13 protein-coding genes are annotated in these 15577 nt (G+C 70.3%); 10 read left to right on the forward strand and 3 right to left on the reverse strand.

The annotated features are described in order from the left end of the window. Positions 1 to 32: 32 nt before the first annotated feature. From AB0G04_RS19085 to AB0G04_RS19100, 4 genes are read left to right on the forward strand one after another with little or no spacing between them, the layout of a single operon-like run. Positions 33 to 1376, forward strand: coding sequence for an ABC transporter substrate-binding protein (locus AB0G04_RS19085; RefSeq protein ID WP_360983847.1), 1344 nt, complete (start codon positions 33 to 35; stop codon positions 1374 to 1376). Positions 1377 to 1380: 4 nt separating this feature from the next. Continuing rightward, positions 1381 to 2352, forward strand: coding sequence for a sugar ABC transporter permease (locus AB0G04_RS19090; RefSeq protein WP_360983849.1), 972 nt, complete (start codon positions 1381 to 1383; stop codon positions 2350 to 2352). Then, the gene (locus AB0G04_RS19095; RefSeq protein WP_360983851.1) at positions 2349 to 3176 is read left to right on the forward strand and encodes a carbohydrate ABC transporter permease; all 828 of its coding nucleotides are present in this window, start codon (positions 2349 to 2351) and stop codon (positions 3174 to 3176) included. The genes AB0G04_RS19090 and AB0G04_RS19095 overlap by 4 nt, the downstream gene beginning before the upstream one ends. Positions 3177 to 3180: 4 nt before the next feature. Continuing rightward, positions 3181 to 4188 carry a glycoside hydrolase family 43 protein gene (locus tag AB0G04_RS19100; protein ID WP_360983853.1) on the forward strand — a complete coding sequence of 336 codons (1008 nt, stop codon included), beginning with the start codon at positions 3181 to 3183 and terminating at the stop codon, positions 4186 to 4188. 95 nt (positions 4189 to 4283) lie between these two features. On the opposite strand, the gene AB0G04_RS19105 is transcribed toward AB0G04_RS19100, so the two are convergent. Then, complete coding sequence (locus AB0G04_RS19105; protein ID WP_360983856.1) at positions 4284 to 7634, reverse strand: family 16 glycoside hydrolase; 3351 nt, start codon at positions 7632 to 7634, stop codon at positions 4284 to 4286. 166 nt (positions 7635 to 7800) lie between these two features. Beyond that, complete coding sequence (locus tag AB0G04_RS19110) at positions 7801 to 9645, reverse strand: DUF362 domain-containing protein (protein WP_360983859.1); 1845 nt, start codon at positions 9643 to 9645, stop codon at positions 7801 to 7803. Positions 9646 to 9918: 273 nt separating this feature from the next. Here AB0G04_RS19110 and AB0G04_RS19115 point away from each other — a divergent pair, with 273 nt between their 5' ends. Together AB0G04_RS19115 and AB0G04_RS19120 are read left to right on the forward strand one after the other, a co-directional pair. Further along, positions 9919 to 10083, forward strand: coding sequence for a hypothetical protein (locus tag AB0G04_RS19115; protein WP_360983862.1), 165 nt, complete (start codon positions 9919 to 9921; stop codon positions 10081 to 10083). Then, positions 10080 to 10355, forward strand: coding sequence for a hypothetical protein (locus tag AB0G04_RS19120; RefSeq protein WP_360983865.1), 276 nt, complete (start codon positions 10080 to 10082; stop codon positions 10353 to 10355). The genes AB0G04_RS19115 and AB0G04_RS19120 overlap by 4 nt, the downstream gene beginning before the upstream one ends. On the opposite strand, the gene AB0G04_RS19125 is transcribed toward AB0G04_RS19120, so the two are convergent. Continuing rightward, the gene (locus AB0G04_RS19125) at positions 10305 to 11951 is read right to left on the reverse strand and encodes a TrkA C-terminal domain-containing protein (RefSeq protein ID WP_360983868.1); all 1647 of its coding nucleotides are present in this window, start codon (positions 11949 to 11951) and stop codon (positions 10305 to 10307) included. The two genes, AB0G04_RS19120 and AB0G04_RS19125, sit on opposite strands and share 51 nt — an antisense overlap. Positions 11952 to 12075: 124 nt before the next feature. Between AB0G04_RS19125 and AB0G04_RS19130 the strand changes: the two genes are divergently transcribed. From AB0G04_RS19130 to AB0G04_RS19145, 4 genes are all read left to right on the forward strand, one after another. Then, positions 12076 to 12657, forward strand: a complete 582-nt coding sequence (locus tag AB0G04_RS19130; RefSeq protein ID WP_360983871.1) for a WHG domain-containing protein — start codon at positions 12076 to 12078, stop codon at positions 12655 to 12657. Further along, the gene (locus AB0G04_RS19135; protein WP_360983874.1) at positions 12654 to 13793 is read left to right on the forward strand and encodes a GDSL-type esterase/lipase family protein; all 1140 of its coding nucleotides are present in this window, start codon (positions 12654 to 12656) and stop codon (positions 13791 to 13793) included. The genes AB0G04_RS19130 and AB0G04_RS19135 overlap by 4 nt, the downstream gene beginning before the upstream one ends. Before the next feature lie 34 nt (positions 13794 to 13827). Beyond that, positions 13828 to 14256: a thioredoxin gene (trxA, locus tag AB0G04_RS19140; protein ID WP_360983877.1), complete on the forward strand. Its 429-nt coding sequence runs from the start codon at positions 13828 to 13830 to the stop codon at positions 14254 to 14256. 80 nt (positions 14257 to 14336) lie between these two features. Then, complete coding sequence (locus tag AB0G04_RS19145; RefSeq protein ID WP_360983880.1) at positions 14337 to 15575, forward strand: PucR family transcriptional regulator; 1239 nt, start codon at positions 14337 to 14339, stop codon at positions 15573 to 15575. Positions 15576 to 15577 lie beyond the last annotated feature (2 nt).

Raw genomic sequence — 15577 nt, forward strand, 5'->3', positions numbered from 1 at the left:
GCATCCGCCCCCGCTCAAAGAGGAGTTTCGCGATGAACATCCACCCCGCCCCGCTGAACCGGCGCAGGCTTCTCGGTCTGGGTCTCGGCGCCGGAGGCGCCGCCCTGCTGGCCGCCTGCGGTGACAGCGGCCCCAGTGACAAGGTCACCGGAGCCGGCCGCAACGCCGGACCCGCCGCCACCAGCTACACCGGGCCGAATGTCACCCTCGCGTTCTGGAACGGCTTCACCGGCGGCGACGGACCGTTCATGAAGAAGCTGATCGACCAGTTCAACGCCGAGAACCCGAACATCAAGGTCACGATGAACGTGTACCAGTGGGTGGACTACTACCAGAAGGTCCCCGCCGCCGTCGCCACCGGCAACGGGCCGGACCTGGGCATCATGCACGTGGATCACGTCGCCACCAACGCCGCCCGCGGCGTCATCCTGCCCCTGGAGGATCTCGCCAAGACCCTCGGGCTCACCGAGAGCAGCTTCTCGCCGCCGGTATGGCGGGCCGGCGTCTACCGTGACACCCGGTACGCCATCCCGCTGGACGTGCACCCCCTGGGCATGTTCTACAACAAGACCGTGCTGGAGAAGGCCGGACTGGACCCGGCCGCCCCGCCGCTGACCGCGGACACCTACCTGAGCGCCCTCGAGCAGCTGAAGTCCAAGGGCGTCCAGGGGCACTGGGCGACCCCGTTCCCGTTCACCGGCCAGATGCAGTTCTCGTCGCTGCTGTGGCAGTACGGCGGTCAGCTGTTCGACGAGCAGGGCACCAAGCCGCTGTTCGCCGAACAGCCCGGTGTCCAGGCACTGACCTGGCTCACCGACCTGGTCAAGAACGGGCACAGCCCGAAGAACGTGGCACAGGACGCCGACGTGGTGGCGTTGCGCAACGGCAAGAACGCCTTCAACTGGAACGGCATCTGGACGATCAACACGCTGCGCGAGGACAAGGCGCTGCAGTGGGGGGTCGCGCCGCTGCCGCAGATCGGCTCGCAGAAGGCGGCGTGGGCCGGCTCGCACCAGTTCGTACAGTTCAAGCAGAAGCAGGCCGACGAGAACAAGCTGGCCGCCGGCAAGGTGTTCATCAACTGGATCAGCCAGCACTCCATCGAGTGGGCCAAGGCCGGTCAGGTGCCCGCCCGTAAGGACATCCGCGACAGCGCCGACTTCACCGCGCTGACCGAGCAGGCGGCGATCGGCACGCAGATCGACTACCTCCAGTTCCTGCCGGCCACCCCCGGTATCAGCGACGCCATGGCGACCGTCGACACCGCCGTCAACGAGGCGATCCTGCTGCGCAAGGAACCGGCCAAGGCGCTTGCCGACGCGGCCGGCAAGGCGAGCTCGATCCTGGAGAGCAACCGCAAGAAGTACGGCGCCTGACGCGATGACCCAGAAGAGCGTCGCCACCGTGGGGCGCACCGGACCGGCTGCCGCGGCGGCCGGTTCCGGCCCCGCCCCCCACCGTCCGGTCCGCCGTATCGGGGTCGCCACCCCGTACCTCTTCCTGGCCCCCTACATCCTTCTGTTCGCCACCTTCGTGCTGGCCCCGGCCGGGTACGGGCTGTGGGTCAGCCTGCACGACTGGGACTACCTGCTGCCCGGCAAGCCGTTCGTCGGGCTCGCCAACTACGAGGCACTCCTGGACCGGGGCTCCGCGGTCTACGAGGAGTTCTGGCAGAGCATGCGCGCCACCGGCACGTTCACCGTCGCCAGCGTGCCGCTGCTGGTGACGGTGCCGCTCGCGCTGGCGCTGGTGCTCAACCGCTCGTTTCCCGGCCGTACCTTCTTCCGCGCGGTCTACTTCGCCCCGTACGTGCTGGGCGTCGCCGTGATCGGCGTGCTCTGGCGATTCCTGCTCGACCCGAACCTGGGCGCGGTCAACGCCCTGCTCGAGGCGGTCGGCCTGCCCGGGGCCACCCCGTGGACCACGGGGCTCCCGTGGGCGTGGATCTCCCTGGTCGCCGTCACCGTGTGGTGGACGATCGGCTTCAACGCCGTCATCTACCTGGCCGGGCTGCAGGACATCCCGCGTGAGCTGTACGAGGCGGCACGGATCGACGGCGGCGGCCGGTGGGCGGAGTTCCGCCACATCACGCTGCCGGGCCTGCGCCCGGTACTCGTCTTCATCGTGATCAACACGATGCTCGCCTCGAGCAACATGTTCGGCCAGTCGCTGCTGATCACCCAGGGCGCGCCGGGCAACGAGACCCGCACGGCGATCATGTACATCGCGCAGAAGGGCCTGCGCGAGTACAACATGGGCACCGCCGCGGCGATGAGCTACGTGCTGACCCTCGCCCTGCTGCTGGTCAGCGTGATCACCTTCCGGCTGTTCCGGGACAGGGAGTCATCATGAAGCGGGTACGCGGTATCGCCTGGTACACGATGCTGATCGGGATGAGCCTGGTCTTCATCGCACCGCTGGTGTGGATGCTGATCACCTCGTTCAAGACGGTGGGCGAGGCGACGCAGGTCCCACCCACCCTGCTGCCGCAGGAGCCGACCACCCGGGCGTACGAGAATCTGTTCGCCGGCAACTCGCAGACTCCCGTGCTGCGCTGGTTCCTCAACAGTCTGCTCGCTGCCACCGCCCAGGCCGTGCTGATCCTGGTGGTGGCCTCGATGGCCGCCTACGCGCTGGCCCGGCTGGAGTTCCGTGGCAAGAGAATCATCTTCGCGATGATCATCGCCACGCTGTTCGTGCCGGTCTTCACGCTGATCATCCCGAACTTTTTGATTGTCGACCGGCTCGGCTGGCTGGACACCCTGTGGGCGCTGATCGTGCCCGGCGCGGCCGGTGCGTTCGGTGTGTTCTTCCTCCGGCAGTTCTTCCTCGGACTGCCCCGAGAGCTGGAGGAGGCCGCGCAGCTGGAAGGCGCCAACACCTGGCAGATCTTCATCAAGGTGATCCTGCCGCTGTCCAAACCGGCGCTGGCGACGCTTGCGGTGATCAGCTTCCTCGGCAACTGGAACGACTTCATCTGGCCGATCTACGTCCTGTTCAGTCCCGAGCAGTTCACCCTGCCGCCCGGCCTGGGCATCCTGCAGGGCGCCTACGACATCGACTATCCGATCATCATGGGCGGCGCGGCACTCGCCAGCGTCCCGGTGCTGATCCTGTTCCTGATCACCCAGCGTTACGTCATCGAGGGCGTCTCGCGTTCCGGTCTCAAAGGATGACCCGGTGCGCCCGCTGATCCTGCTGGTGCCGCTGCTCGCGCTCACCGCCTGCACCGGCACCACCGCCGGCCCGAGTCCGTCGCAAGGAGCCACCATGGCCGCCACCTTCACCAATCCCGTGTACGCGGAGAACTTCCCCGACCCGGGAGTGATCCACGCCGGCGGGACCTGGTACGCCTACGGCACCAACAACGCCACGCAGAACGTGCCGTTGCTGACGTCGCCCGACCTCGTACGGTGGACCGCCGGCGGTGACGTGCTGCCGCAGCTCGGCCGGTGGGCGGTCGAGGGCCACACCTGGGCGCCCGAGGTCGTCCGCACCGCCACCGGCCGGTACGTGCTGTACTACACCGCACGCTGGGCCGGCGGTGACCGCCAGTGCATCGGCGCCGCGGTCGCCGACGCACCGGACGGGCCCTTCACCGACGCGTCGCCCGAGCCGCTGATCTGCCAGGACGACGAGGGCGGGTCGATCGACGCCAGCCCGTACCTGCACACCGACGGTCAGCTCTACCTGTACTGGAAGAACGACGGCAATCACATCGGCAGACCGACTCACCTGTACGGACAGCGCCTCACTCCGGACGGCCTGGCCCTCACCGGTGAGCGGGTGCGGCTGCTGACCAACGACAAGCCGTGGCAGGCGCACGTCATCGAGGCGCCGCAGATGGTCCGCCACGACGACCGCCTGTTCCTGTTCTACTCGGCCAACGCCTTCGACACCGACGCCTATGCCGTCGGCTACGCCACGTGTGCGACGCCGTTGGGGCCGTGCACCGACGCAGCGGAGAACCCGATCCTCAAGTCGTCGGCGGGTGCCGCCGGCCCGGGCCACAGCTACCTGGTCACCGGTGCTGACGGCACCACCTGGTTGCTGTATCACGCCTGGTCGCCGGACGCGATCGGCAGCACCGTCCCGGGCCGGCAGCTGTGGCTCGACCGCGTCGACTGGGTGGACGACGGCCCGGTCGTGCGCGGCCCCACGACGGCGGCCCAGCCGCTTCCCGGCTGACGCCTCCCGTTCCGGCCTGCCGGCGACGCGTGCCCGCTGCCGTCCGCCGGCAGGCCGGTGACAGCAGCGGACACGCGCCAGGGGGGCCGGTCCGGTTACCCGAGCGGCTCGATCCGGATGTTGCGGTAGCGCACGTTCGCGCCCGCGTCGCCGTGATCCTGCAGGCGGATCGGTCCGGGCGTGGCACCCTCGGCCGCGCCGCCGCCGGTGGAACCGTCGATCGCCACGTTGTTGTGGACGGTGGTGCCGTTCCAGACGACGGTCACCCGGGCGTTCTCGGTCTTGGCGCCGGAGCTGTTGAAACGCGCCGCCCGGAACGTGATGTCGTACGTCTGCCAGGTCTCCGGCGCCCGCGCGACATTGCTGTCGGGCGCCTTCTTCAGGTAGATGCTCCCGGCCTCGTCGTTGGCGAGCGTCGTGTCGCCGAACGAGTCCAGGACCTGAAGCTCGTAGCGGTCCTGCAGGTAGATGCCACTGTTGCCGCGCTGCTGACCGGTCACGTTCGACGGCAGCGCCGGCTGCAGGTACTCGACGTGCAGCTTGAAGTCGGTGAAGGTCTGCCGGGTGCGGATGTCACCGCCGAGGACCTCCATCGACCCGCCGGACAGCGGCCAGGTCGCCGCGGTGCCGTCGGTCTTCTGCCAGGCCTGCAGGTCGTCGCCGTCGAACAGCACCACCGCGCCGGAGCCACCGCCCAGCACCCAGTGCTGGCTGGCGGCGCCCACGTACTCCCAGATGTGGATCTGGGTGCCGTCGGCGGTGCTGCCGTTGAGGACGTCCAGCACCTTGCCGGACTGCGGGTTCAGGATCGAGCCGTTGGACTGCGGCTGCCAGATCTGGGCCGCGGAACTGTTGCAGGTCCACAGCTGCACCTTGGTGCCGTTGGCCGTGCCGCCGTTGTCGATGTCCAGGCACTTCCCGAGGGCGCGGAACGAGGTGCCGACCCGGCTCCACTTCTGGGCGTTGCTGTTGTTGCACGTATAAAGCTGGATCTTGGTGCCGTCGGCGGTGGCGCTGTTGTTGATGTCCAGGCACTTGCCGCTGGTGCCGGTGATCGGCCCGGCGCCGCCGCTGATCGTGATGGCGTCCAGGTTGACGTTCCCGTCGTCGCCGGCGTCGTAGCGGTAGGCGATGGTGTTGGCCCCGGCGCTGAGCGGGATGCTCTCGGTCTTGGTGGTCCAGTTCGCCCAGGCACCGGTGTCGGCGAGGCTGGTCTGTCCCACCTTGGCGCCGTTGGCGTACACGCTGATCTTCTTGGTGCCGGTGAACGGGTTCGGGCCGTTGGCGTAGCGCAGCGCCACGTCGTAGGTGCCCGCTGAGGCAACGTTGACGGTGAACGTCGTGGTCGCGCCCTGGGTGCCGTAACCCGCCACGAAGCCGCTGCCGGTGTATCCGGCGTGCTCGGTGGCCACGCCCGCGCCACCGGCCAGGCCGGCGTCCTCCGCCTGGTACGTGTTGCCGCCCGGCGGCGGGCCGCTGGTCAGGGAGTTCAGGGTGTACCAGGCCTCGGTGCTCCAGAGCGACTCACCGGTGCTCGCCGAGAACGGGCGCGGCGAACGGACGTACACCACGTGCCCGGCCTTGAGACCGTCGATGGTGAGGGTGACCTTCTTGCGGTCGGCGGACAGGGTCGCCGAGGTGACGTTCAGCGCCTTCTCGTCGATCTTGGGGCCGCCGTAGGCCGCGGTGGGCTGGTAGCGCCACTGCTTCACCTGGTATCGCGCCGCCAGTGCGTTGGCCGTCTCGGTGGACAGCGGCTTGGTGTACTCGAGTTCGAAGCCACCGTTCTTGGCGCGCATGGCCAGGATGTCGAACGTGGTGGTGCCCTTGGGGCTCAGTTTCTGCAGGCCGTAGCTCAGCTTGCCGGTCTGTCCCCAGTTGCCGCCGGCGCCGAGGCCACCGGCGTAGACCGCCCCGTCGGGTCCGATGCTGAGTTCCGACACGCCCGCCTCGAGGCCCTGGGTGAGCCGGAACAGGGCACCCTGGTACTCGCCGTTGATCTTCTCCAGGTAGGCGCGCTGAATGCCGCCGTAGGTGACGTCGCCGATCAGCAGCTGCCCGGCGAACACGCCTTCCTTGACCATCACCGGCGTGCTCGGTGAGTTGGCGATCTCGTTCTGCGGCATCCACAGCACCGGTGCGGTCACCGGCTTGGCGTCGAACGGGCCGGCCGGGGTCATGTAGTGGTTGAAGAACCGGTCCTGCTTGATGTGCAGCAGCTTCGACGAGGGCAGCCAGCCGCCCTGGTTGTCGGTGACGAACAGGCCGTTCTCCGGCCCCCAGCCGATGCCGTGCGGGGTGCGCAGGCCGCCGGCGACGTACGAGACCGCCCCGGTGTCCTTGTTGACCTTGACGGTCGTGCCGCGGTTCGGCGCGGGCTGCGGGTTCGTGGTGTTGCCGCCGAGGTTGATCGACACCGACAGGTTGAGGTAGAAGTTCGGTGCCTCGTACAGCAGGCCGAACGCGAATTCGTGGAAGTTCCCGCCGTACGGCCAGGTCGCGACGGTCTGGTACTGGTCGGTCACGCCGTCGCCGGTGGTGTCGACGAGCCGGGTGAGCCGTGCCTTCTCCGACACGTAGATCACGCCGTCGACGATCTTGAGGCCCATCGGTTCCTTGAGTCCGCCGGCGACCTTCTTGGTCGTCACGTTGCCGGGACTCGTGCTGCCGGTCGCGTTGCCGAGGATGTGGACCTCGCCGGCCGAGGATGTACCGGAGTCGTCGGCACCGCCCCAGGTGAGGACCGCGAGACGTCCGTCGGGGAACCAGTCCATGCCGGTGACCTTGGGCTGGAAGGTGGCGGGCCGCAGGTTGGTCAGGGTGTAGTCGGGGTGCACGCCGGTCAGCGGCAGGCCGTCACCGGGGGAGTCCCCGGCGCTCTCGCACTCCTTGCGGCCGGGCGCCGTCACCCGGACGACACCGGCGTCGGTGCTCAGCGCCGAGTTCGGCACCACGGTGAAGGCGGAGGCACCCGGGGCCCGCCATTCCAGGGTGAGCGCCTGCCCGCCACCACGCTCGAAGTAGTCGATGCGCAGCGGGTGGATGCCGGCGGCCAGGGTGATCGCGCCCTCCTTGGACGTCACCCCGTGCAGACCGTCGTGGTTGACCACCAGGGTGTCGGCGACGCTCAATCGGGAGCCGTCGTCGCTGGTCAGGCGGAACGTGTAGCTGCCCGCCGCCGGGACGGTGACGTTGCCGAGCACCTGCGCGACGAAGTTGTCCTCGATGCCGAAGTCACCGCCGGACCAGTTGACGGTCGGCATCAGCTTGTCGATGTTCGGCGTCTGGGCGGGTTTGAGGGTGCAGAGCTTGTCCAGGGGGGTCTGCACATCGAAGATCCGCAACGTCACGCCCGGCTCCTGCGGAGGGGGCGCGGCCTGGGCGGGTGGGGAGAAGAGAAGTCCGGTCGTGAATACGAGGCCGAGGATCATGAGCCGCTTGAGCATCCGTGCTCCTCAATGGAGGCGATGTGGCGCACGTCACCGTAGGGCTTCTTTCGTGTAACAGTCCAGATCTTCGGAGCCCGCTTTCAGAACTTTCATCGACACGCGCGAAAGTAGAGCCTTTTCATGGGTTTCTGTTGCCTACCGCTTGACAACATGCGTCTATGTGTCAACGCGGCGGCCGAAGCCCGAACACCCGTTGCGTCGCCCACCGCACGAACCGGGTACCGGCTCCGGCCCGGCGCAGCGGCGGGAAGGCTCCGGTGTCCATCGCCGGCACGAACACCTCACCGGACCGGCTGGCGTAGACGTAGATGGGGGAGGCCATCCGGGCCAGGGCCCGTCGCAGTCCACGCCGCGCCGGCAGGCGCAGGTCCGCGGTGATCGGCCCGGCGTCACCGTGCACCGCGGCCGGCCGGATGTCACGGCCGAACCAGTGCCGGGCCCGGCGCAGCATCGGGACCTCGTCCGGGTCGTCGACACCCATGTCGGCCAGCACCTGCCGGTCGACGCTGACCGGGTCCGGTCCGGCGTACAGCCGGTGCATCGTCACCGGCCGGTCGCATCCCATCACCCCGAACAGGCCCGTCGCCACCGGCCCCCACGCGTCGACGACCGCGAAGTCCGGCGGGCAGGCGTCGAGCAGCATCATGATCGCGCTCTCGTGGTCCAGCTCCCGGTCGGCGTAGACGGTCCGTTCGGTACGGGTGCCGGTACCGACCAGCGAATTCAGGCACAGATGCCCGCCCTGCCGGGGATCGGTCCGCAGCTTCGGCACGACGATGCGCACCTGGGCGTCCAGCCAGGTACCGCTCGCCGACGACTGGGAGATCCCCCGCTCGAACGTCAGCGGCCGCTGATCGGCGTGCACATCCACGATCCGGTACTCCGGTGCGTCGAACCCGAAGTATCCGGCCACCTCATGCACCGAGCGCCGTGCGTACACCCGCTCGTACACCGACGGTGCCTCCAGGACCGCCACGTCCGTCGCGCCGTGCTCCCGCACGTACCGGGCCAGCGCCCGGATCAGCGCGGGCGAGACGATGTTCGAACGGTCGGCACGCGAGTAACCCAGGATGAAGGCGGTACGGATGGCGACCGGCCCCGGCCGTGCCCGCACCATCGCGCCGAGACCGGCGTCGTCGAGCAGCCGGAACAATGTCGCGTCGGGCGCGGGATCCGCCGGCACGCCGGGGTGCTGCGCCACCCAGACCGGGCCGCCCGCCGCGGGCCGCGACCGCCCGGCGGAGCCGCCCCGGTGCTCGCCCGGCAGGAACCAGGTGCTCACCGCGGCCAGGCCGGCCGCGATCGTCTCGGCAGTCGTACCGGACACCAGCCCGCCGGTGGCGTCGAACGAGCGCGCCAGCAGTGCGAACATCTTGCGGTGCCGCTGTTCGTCGGCCCGGATCCGCTCGATCTGCCGCCGCTCCGCCGGATCCGTCGCCAGCTCGATGAGTCGCTCGTAGCACAGCTCGGCGCTGCGCTCCAGCGCCTCGTTGAGCGCGCAGTACCGTGCGAAGCTCTGGTACGAGATCTCCGCCGCCAGGTTCCGCGACACCTGCCCGCTCAGGCGACCGGCAAGCAGCACGGCCGTCGCCACCGGCCAGCCCAGCCGGGAACGGGTGAACCTGCGGTGGTGCCGGGTCGCCGACACCCAGCCGCCGACGGCGCCGACGAACTGGCGCGTGTAGATGCGTACCCGGTGCCGGCGGGCCGCCAGAAGCCGCCCGCGAATGTAGACGGTGTGCAGCTCCTCGTCCTTCCAGGCCCAGACGAGAGCATGCCGGACAAGCGCCCGGACCTCGGGCGGGACCGGTAGGTCCGCCACCCGCTCGGCGATGAATGCCTCGTCGTACGCCTTCGAGACGATCTGTTCCCGTTCCAGGGCCAGCAGCATCAGCCGCAGCCGTTCGAGAGCCGGATCACCGTCCGGGCGGGTCCGCCACGCCGCGAGCAGGCCTTCCGTCTCGGCGATGAGTCCGGCGCCCCACGCCGCGGCATCCTTCTCGATCATCCGGTGATTATCGGGGTGGGGCTACCGTTCCCGCGCGCCGCCGCCGATCAGCAACGTGGCGAGAGCGGCGGCTGCCACGATCGCCGCAGTTCGCAAGGAGACGCCCTCTCATCCATCGACGGCCGAGAGGTCCGGCCCACCGATCGGGTGGATGCGGTGGTACCCGTGTGAACTTCCTCGCCTGGCCGGTGTGGCCGGCATCGGGTTCGTCGCCATCCTCGTCGCGGCGAACCCCTTCCGACCGCGGCCGGATACCCCACTCCGTCACAGGCCGTGTCCGCCGACGAGATCGTCGCGACCCACGCCTCGGCTTCGGTATCCCTGCGGCTCGCCTCGGCCCTGCTGCCGGCAGCCTGGCTGCTGGCCACGATCTTCGCGGCCGGTGTCTCGCGCACTTCGGCCGGTACACGCGTGTCCGTACCGATGGATGGCTGTTGACCGGTCTTGCCGGTGTTCTCATGCAGTCGGTGGTCTTCACCGGCGTCACGCGCCGCTGGCATGCCGTCACCGGCCTGCTGGCCGCGCTCCTGTTGTTCAGCGCGGCGACTACCAGCCCGTACGGCGTCGGCGACGTCAATCCGCTGGCCCTGGCCGGCCTCGTGGGCTGGCTGCTCTGGCTGTGTGGATCCTGGCCTACAGCGTCATCCTGCTCCGCAGCGTCAGGGGTCCAGCAGCAGCAGGATCATGAGCTGGGCGATCAGTACCTTTAGGACCATCGCAACCGGGAAGACCAGCGAGTACGCGAGCGCGGGGAGTTCGTTGCCGGTCCGTTCCTCGGTGAACGTCAGCACCGCCGGATTCGTGTCGATGCCGGCCATCACGCCCATCAGCCAGGACAGTGGCATGCGCAGCAGTCTGCCGCCGGCGATGCACACCACGGTGGTGCCCGCCGCCACCAGCGCCCCGGCCCCGATTATCTTCCAGGCGTCGCCGTCGGAGAAGCCGCGTACCAGCGCGCCGCCCGACTTCAAGCCGACGCCGGCGAAGAACAACGCGACGCCGACCTGGCGAAGGACCAGGATCGTCGACCTCGGCTGATGCCAGGTGATCGGGCCGGTCCGGCCGGCGCGGCCCAGCACCAGGCCCGCGACGAGAGGCCCGGCGGCCAGACCCAGCCGTAGCGTCGCGCCGTCGGCGAGCGGCACCGCGACCGCGCCCAGCAGCAGGCCCAGCGCCAGACCGAGGGTGAGGCCGGTGAAGTTGACCTTGGCCAGCGACTGGTCCGAGTCGCCGAGCAGCGCCGTCACCTCGGCCATCCGGTCGCGCGGCGCGACGACGCGGACCCGGTCGCCGAGCATCAGCCGGGTGGCGGGTGTCGCGATCAGGTCGTGGTCGCCGCGTCGCACCCGCGTGATCAGGGCCTTGTGGCGGCGCGGGAGATCCAGGTCGGCGACGCACGTACCGGCCACGGCGGGGTCGGAGACGGTGATCCGGCGGAAGTCGAGCGTGCCACGGTCCAGTGACAGGGCCGGCCTGGCGTTCTCGCCGAGGCGTACGACGAGGTCCCGGGTGGCGCCGCGGGTGCCGACGACCGACAGCAGGTCACCTTCGCGGAGGGTGGCGACGGTCGCGGCCACGTGCATCCGGTTGTCGCGTCGCAGCCGGACCAGCAACGCGTCGCCGTCGCGGGCGAGCTGGGCGGTCAGCTCCGCGACACTGACGCCGGCGCCTCGGGTGATCCGTACGGTCCGTTCGATCAGTTTCTGGGGTGCCGGCGCCAGCCCGCTGTTCTCGCCCGCCTCACGCGCCAAGTCGACCCGGACGAACACCAGATAGGTGATCAATGCGCCGATCATGGCGATGACCCCGTACCCGTAGGTGAGGCTCATCCCGACCGCTGCTTCGCTGGCGAGCGTTTCCGCCCGGACCGGATCGACGGCGCGTAGCGCCTCCTGGGCGCTGCCGAGCGCCGGGACGTTGACCAGGGCGCCGGCGAAGACCCCGGCCGCCGTCGCCGGGCTCAGGTGAAAGGCGGCCGCGGTGCCGGCCGCGGTGAGCGCCGCCGCGGTGAGGACCACGGCTACGAACGCGTTGTCGCGCAGACCGCGGCGGCGCAGCGCGGCGAAGAATGTCGGCCCGCCGGCCAGCCCGATCAGGTAGACGAACAGGGCCAGCCCGAACTGGTCGGCGAAGTCGGGCAGCCGTAGCCGGTCGTCGAGGGCGCCGATGCCGAGACCGACGAAGAACACGGCCGCGACACCAAGCGCCACGCCGCGGACCCGGATACTGCCGAGCAGATGCCCGAGACCGAGAACGATCGCGCACAGCAGGACCGAGTTGGCTGCCAGCAGGCTGATCGGGGACAAGTGTCGCCTCGGGATGGGGTGCGGTCCGAGCGGTCCTGATCTTACTCGGGCACCCTCGGGGCCTGTCGCCGGCCGACAAACCTAACGACTTTAGGTTCAGGCCTACTGCCTGTAGTCTGGGTGCATGCCTCGCGCCAACCTGACCGCGGAGGCCGTCATCACGGCGGCCGCCGACCTCGCGGACCACGACGGGTTCGACGCGCTCGCACTGTCCGCCCTCGCCCGGCGCCTCGGCGTGCAGACCGCGAGTCTCTACTCGCACGTCCGTGACCGGTCCGCGCTGCTCGCCGGGGTGCACCGGCTGGCCCTCGGCGAACTGGCCGGCGCGATCGCTCCGGCTATCGGTGGCCGCTCCGGCCGGGAGGCGCTGATCGCCTTCGCCGGCGCCCACCGCGACTACGCCCGGCGCTTCCCCGGCCGATGGACGGCGCTGCAACGCCCGGCCGCGGAGTCGACCGTCCGGTCCGGCGAGGCGGCCCGGCTTGCCGGGCTCACCCTGGCGATGCTGCGCGGTTACCGGCTGCCGGAGACCGAACTGGTACACGCCACGCGCCTGCTCGCCGCCACCGTCAACGGCTTCCTCTCCCTCGAGGCGAACGGCAGCTTCGGCCACCGCGAGCCCACCGCCGACGTGTCCTGGCTGCGTGCGCTCGACGCGCTCGACACTGTCCTCCGATCCTGGCCGACCGAGGGAAAGCCCCGATGAATCTTCCGCACGAACTGATCCGCGGCGCCGCCGAGATCGAACAGACCGCGCGCGGGCTGCGACCGCACCGGCTGCCCACGTGGGTACGCGAACAGTTCCCCGACGGGCAGCTGCTGTCCATGCAGAGCCAGCCGTCCGGCGTACGCATCGTGTTCCGCACCTCGGCGACCCGGCTGGACCTGGTGACCCACCCGACCCGGATCGACTATCCGGGCGCCGGGCGGCCGCGCGGTCGCATCGACGTCTACGCCGACGGTGAGCCGGTCGCCCGCGACGTTCTCGGCGGCGGCGACCGGATCGAGGTGGACCTCGCCACCGGCCGGACCGGCTTCCACGCCGGACCGGCGCACACGACCACGGTGTCCGGCCTGCCCGCCGGACGCCACCGGATCGAGATCTGGCTGCCGCACAACGAGAGCATCGAACTGGTCGGCCTGCGGGCCGACGCCCCGATCGAGCCGGACGACGCCGGGCGGCCGCTCTGGGTCCACCACGGCAGCTCGATCAGCCACGGCTCGAACGCGCTGGCGCCCAGCGAGATCTGGCCGGCCGTCGCCGCCCGCAGGGCCGGGGCCGAGCTGCGCAACCTCGGCCTCGGCGGCAACGCGCTCGCCGACCCGTTCCTGGCCCGCGTGATCCGCGATGCCCCGGCCGACCACATCAGCGTCAAACTCGGAATCAACGTGGTCAACCTCGACGGGATGCGGCTCCGGACCTTCGTCCCCGCCGTCCACGGGTTCCTCGACACGATCCGGGACGGCCATCCGGACGTACCGCTGGTCCTGATCTCGCCGTTGTTCTGCGGCATCCACGAGGACACTCCCGGGCCGGGCGCCATCGACCCCGCCTCCATCGGCAGCGGTCAGGTGCGTTTCGCCGCCACCGGCACGCCGGGCGACACCGCGATGGGCCGCCTGACGCTGCAGGTGATCCGGCGTGAGCTGCGTTCCCTCGCCGACCGCAGAGCGGCGGACAAGAACCTTCACTACCTTGACGGCACCTTCCTGTACGGGCCGGACGACGCCACCGAGCTACCGCTGCCCGACGGACTGCACCCCGGCCCCGAGGCGCACCAGCGGATCGGCGCCCGCTTCGCCGAGTACGCCTTCACCGGCAACGGCCCGTTCGCCCGGTGAGCCCGCCCCGATCCGGTGGTGCGATGCTGGAACCGTGGTGACCGACATCGTCGCGTGCACCGGCTGTGGGCAGCGCAACCGGGTCCGGCCGGTGGCGACCGGCACGCCGGTGTGCGGCAAGTGCCGCAAGCCGCTGCCGTGGATCACCGACGCGGGCGACAACGACTTCGCCGAGATCGTCGAGCGCTCACCGCTGCCGGTCGTCGTCGACCTGTGGGCACCGTGGTGCATGCCGTGCCGGACGGTCGGTCCCGCGCTCGAACAGGTGGCCCGTGATCTGGCCGGGCGCGTCAAACTCGTCAAGGTCGACGTCGACCGGGCTCCCGCGCTGTCACGTCGTTTCGCCGTCCAGGCGGTGCCGACGCTGCTGGTCGTGGACGGCGGCAACGTCAAGGCACGGCAAGCCGGAGCCGCACCGGCGGCGGTGCTGCGCCGCTGGGTCGAACAGGCGCTGGCCGCCTGAACCGGCCCCGGCGACCTGATCCGGCCCGACCACGGCAGCGCCACTTGCGCCGGGGCGACCCGCACCGTCAGCCTTTCCTCATGGTGCAGAATGCTGCTCGCGACCCCTCCTGGCCGGATATCTCGCCGAGGGTCGCCGAGCTGTTCCGGCAGGGCGCACGGGCCGCACTCGACCCGCCGCCGGAATGGCTGGAAGGCCTGCACCAGGCCTCGCTCAGCAGCCCGCGGATGCGCCCGATCGCCGACGATCCGGCCCTCGAGACGGCGGTCCGGCGCAGCAATCTGGCCAACCTGCGCCAATGGGCCGCCACCAACCTGCGTGAGCCGGGTACCCGGGTGCCGGTGAACCTCGACGCGGAGATGCTGGAATCCGCCCGCGACCTGGTACGCCGTGGCCTGGACCGGGGCGTCCTCGACTCGTTCCGCGTCGCGCAGAGCTTCGTGTGGCGCCGATGGCTGCAGATCTGCTTCGGCCTGACCACCGACACCGCGGACCTGCAGGTGCTCCTCGACGTCTCCGCCCTGTCCATCGCCACCTTCATCGAGGACACCATCACCGCGGTGTCGGAGCGGATGGACACCGAACGCGCCGAACTCACGCGCGGCGCCCACGCCGAACGGCGGGCCACGGTCACGCTGCTGCTGGAAGGCGCACCGATCAGCCGCGCCCGCGCCGAGAACCAGCTCGGCTACCGCCTGACCGGCCCGCACACGGCCGCGATCGTCTGGAACACCGCCACGCCGGCACCCGAGCAGCTGGAAGCGGCCGCCGAGGCGCTGGTGCGCATCAGCGGGGCCACCGGCCGGCTGACCATCGTGGCCAGCGCTGCCGCTCTCTGGCTGTGGCTGCCGATCAGTTCGGAGCCGTCCGCCGACGGCCTGACCCGCGAACTGGCCGCCTACCCCGAGGTCCGGGTCGCCGTGGGCCGCCCCGGCGCCGACGTCGACGGTTTCCGGCGCAGTCACCTCGACGCCGCCGGCACCCAGCGCATGCTGACCCGGCTCACCTCACCGCGGCACGTGGCCCGCTACGCCGACATCCAGCTCGTGGCGCTGCTGACCGGCGAACCCGCCCAGACCGACGAGTTCCTCGCCGACACCCTCGGCGAACTGCTGCGCGCCGACACCGAGACCCGCGAGACCGTGGCCACGTACCTGCGGGAGCAGTGCAGCACCAGCCGTACCGCCGAACGGTTGTTCACCCACCGCAACACCGTCCAGCGCCGCCTCGACCGGGCCGACAGACTGCTGCCCCGCCCGCTGGCCGACAACCCGCTGAACGTCGCCGCCGCCCTCGAGGTCCTGCGCTGGCGCGGCTGACG

The sequence above is a fragment of the Actinoplanes sp. NPDC023801 genome, from assembly GCF_040639655.1.
Lineage (GTDB): Bacteria > Actinomycetota > Actinomycetes > Mycobacteriales > Micromonosporaceae > Actinoplanes.

Excerpts from the sequence above, each read along its gene's own strand:
- AB0G04_RS19135 (WP_360983874.1), top strand. The coding sequence starts at position 12,654 with ATGAATCTTCCGCACGAACTGATCCGCGGCGCCGCCGAGATCGAACAG.
- AB0G04_RS19095 (WP_360983851.1), top strand. The coding sequence starts at position 2,349 with ATGAAGCGGGTACGCGGTATCGCCTGGTACACGATGCTGATCGGGATG.
- AB0G04_RS19105 (WP_360983856.1), bottom strand. The coding sequence starts at position 7,634 with ATGCTCAAGCGGCTCATGATCCTCGGCCTCGTATTCACGACCGGACTT.
- AB0G04_RS19110 (WP_360983859.1), bottom strand. The coding sequence starts at position 9,645 with ATGATCGAGAAGGATGCCGCGGCGTGGGGCGCCGGACTCATCGCCGAG.
- AB0G04_RS19130 (WP_360983871.1), top strand. The coding sequence starts at position 12,076 with ATGCCTCGCGCCAACCTGACCGCGGAGGCCGTCATCACGGCGGCCGCC.
- AB0G04_RS19085 (WP_360983847.1), top strand. The coding sequence starts at position 33 with ATGAACATCCACCCCGCCCCGCTGAACCGGCGCAGGCTTCTCGGTCTG.
- AB0G04_RS19090 (WP_360983849.1), top strand. The coding sequence starts at position 1,381 with ATGACCCAGAAGAGCGTCGCCACCGTGGGGCGCACCGGACCGGCTGCC.
- AB0G04_RS19145 (WP_360983880.1), top strand. The coding sequence starts at position 14,337 with ATGGTGCAGAATGCTGCTCGCGACCCCTCCTGGCCGGATATCTCGCCG.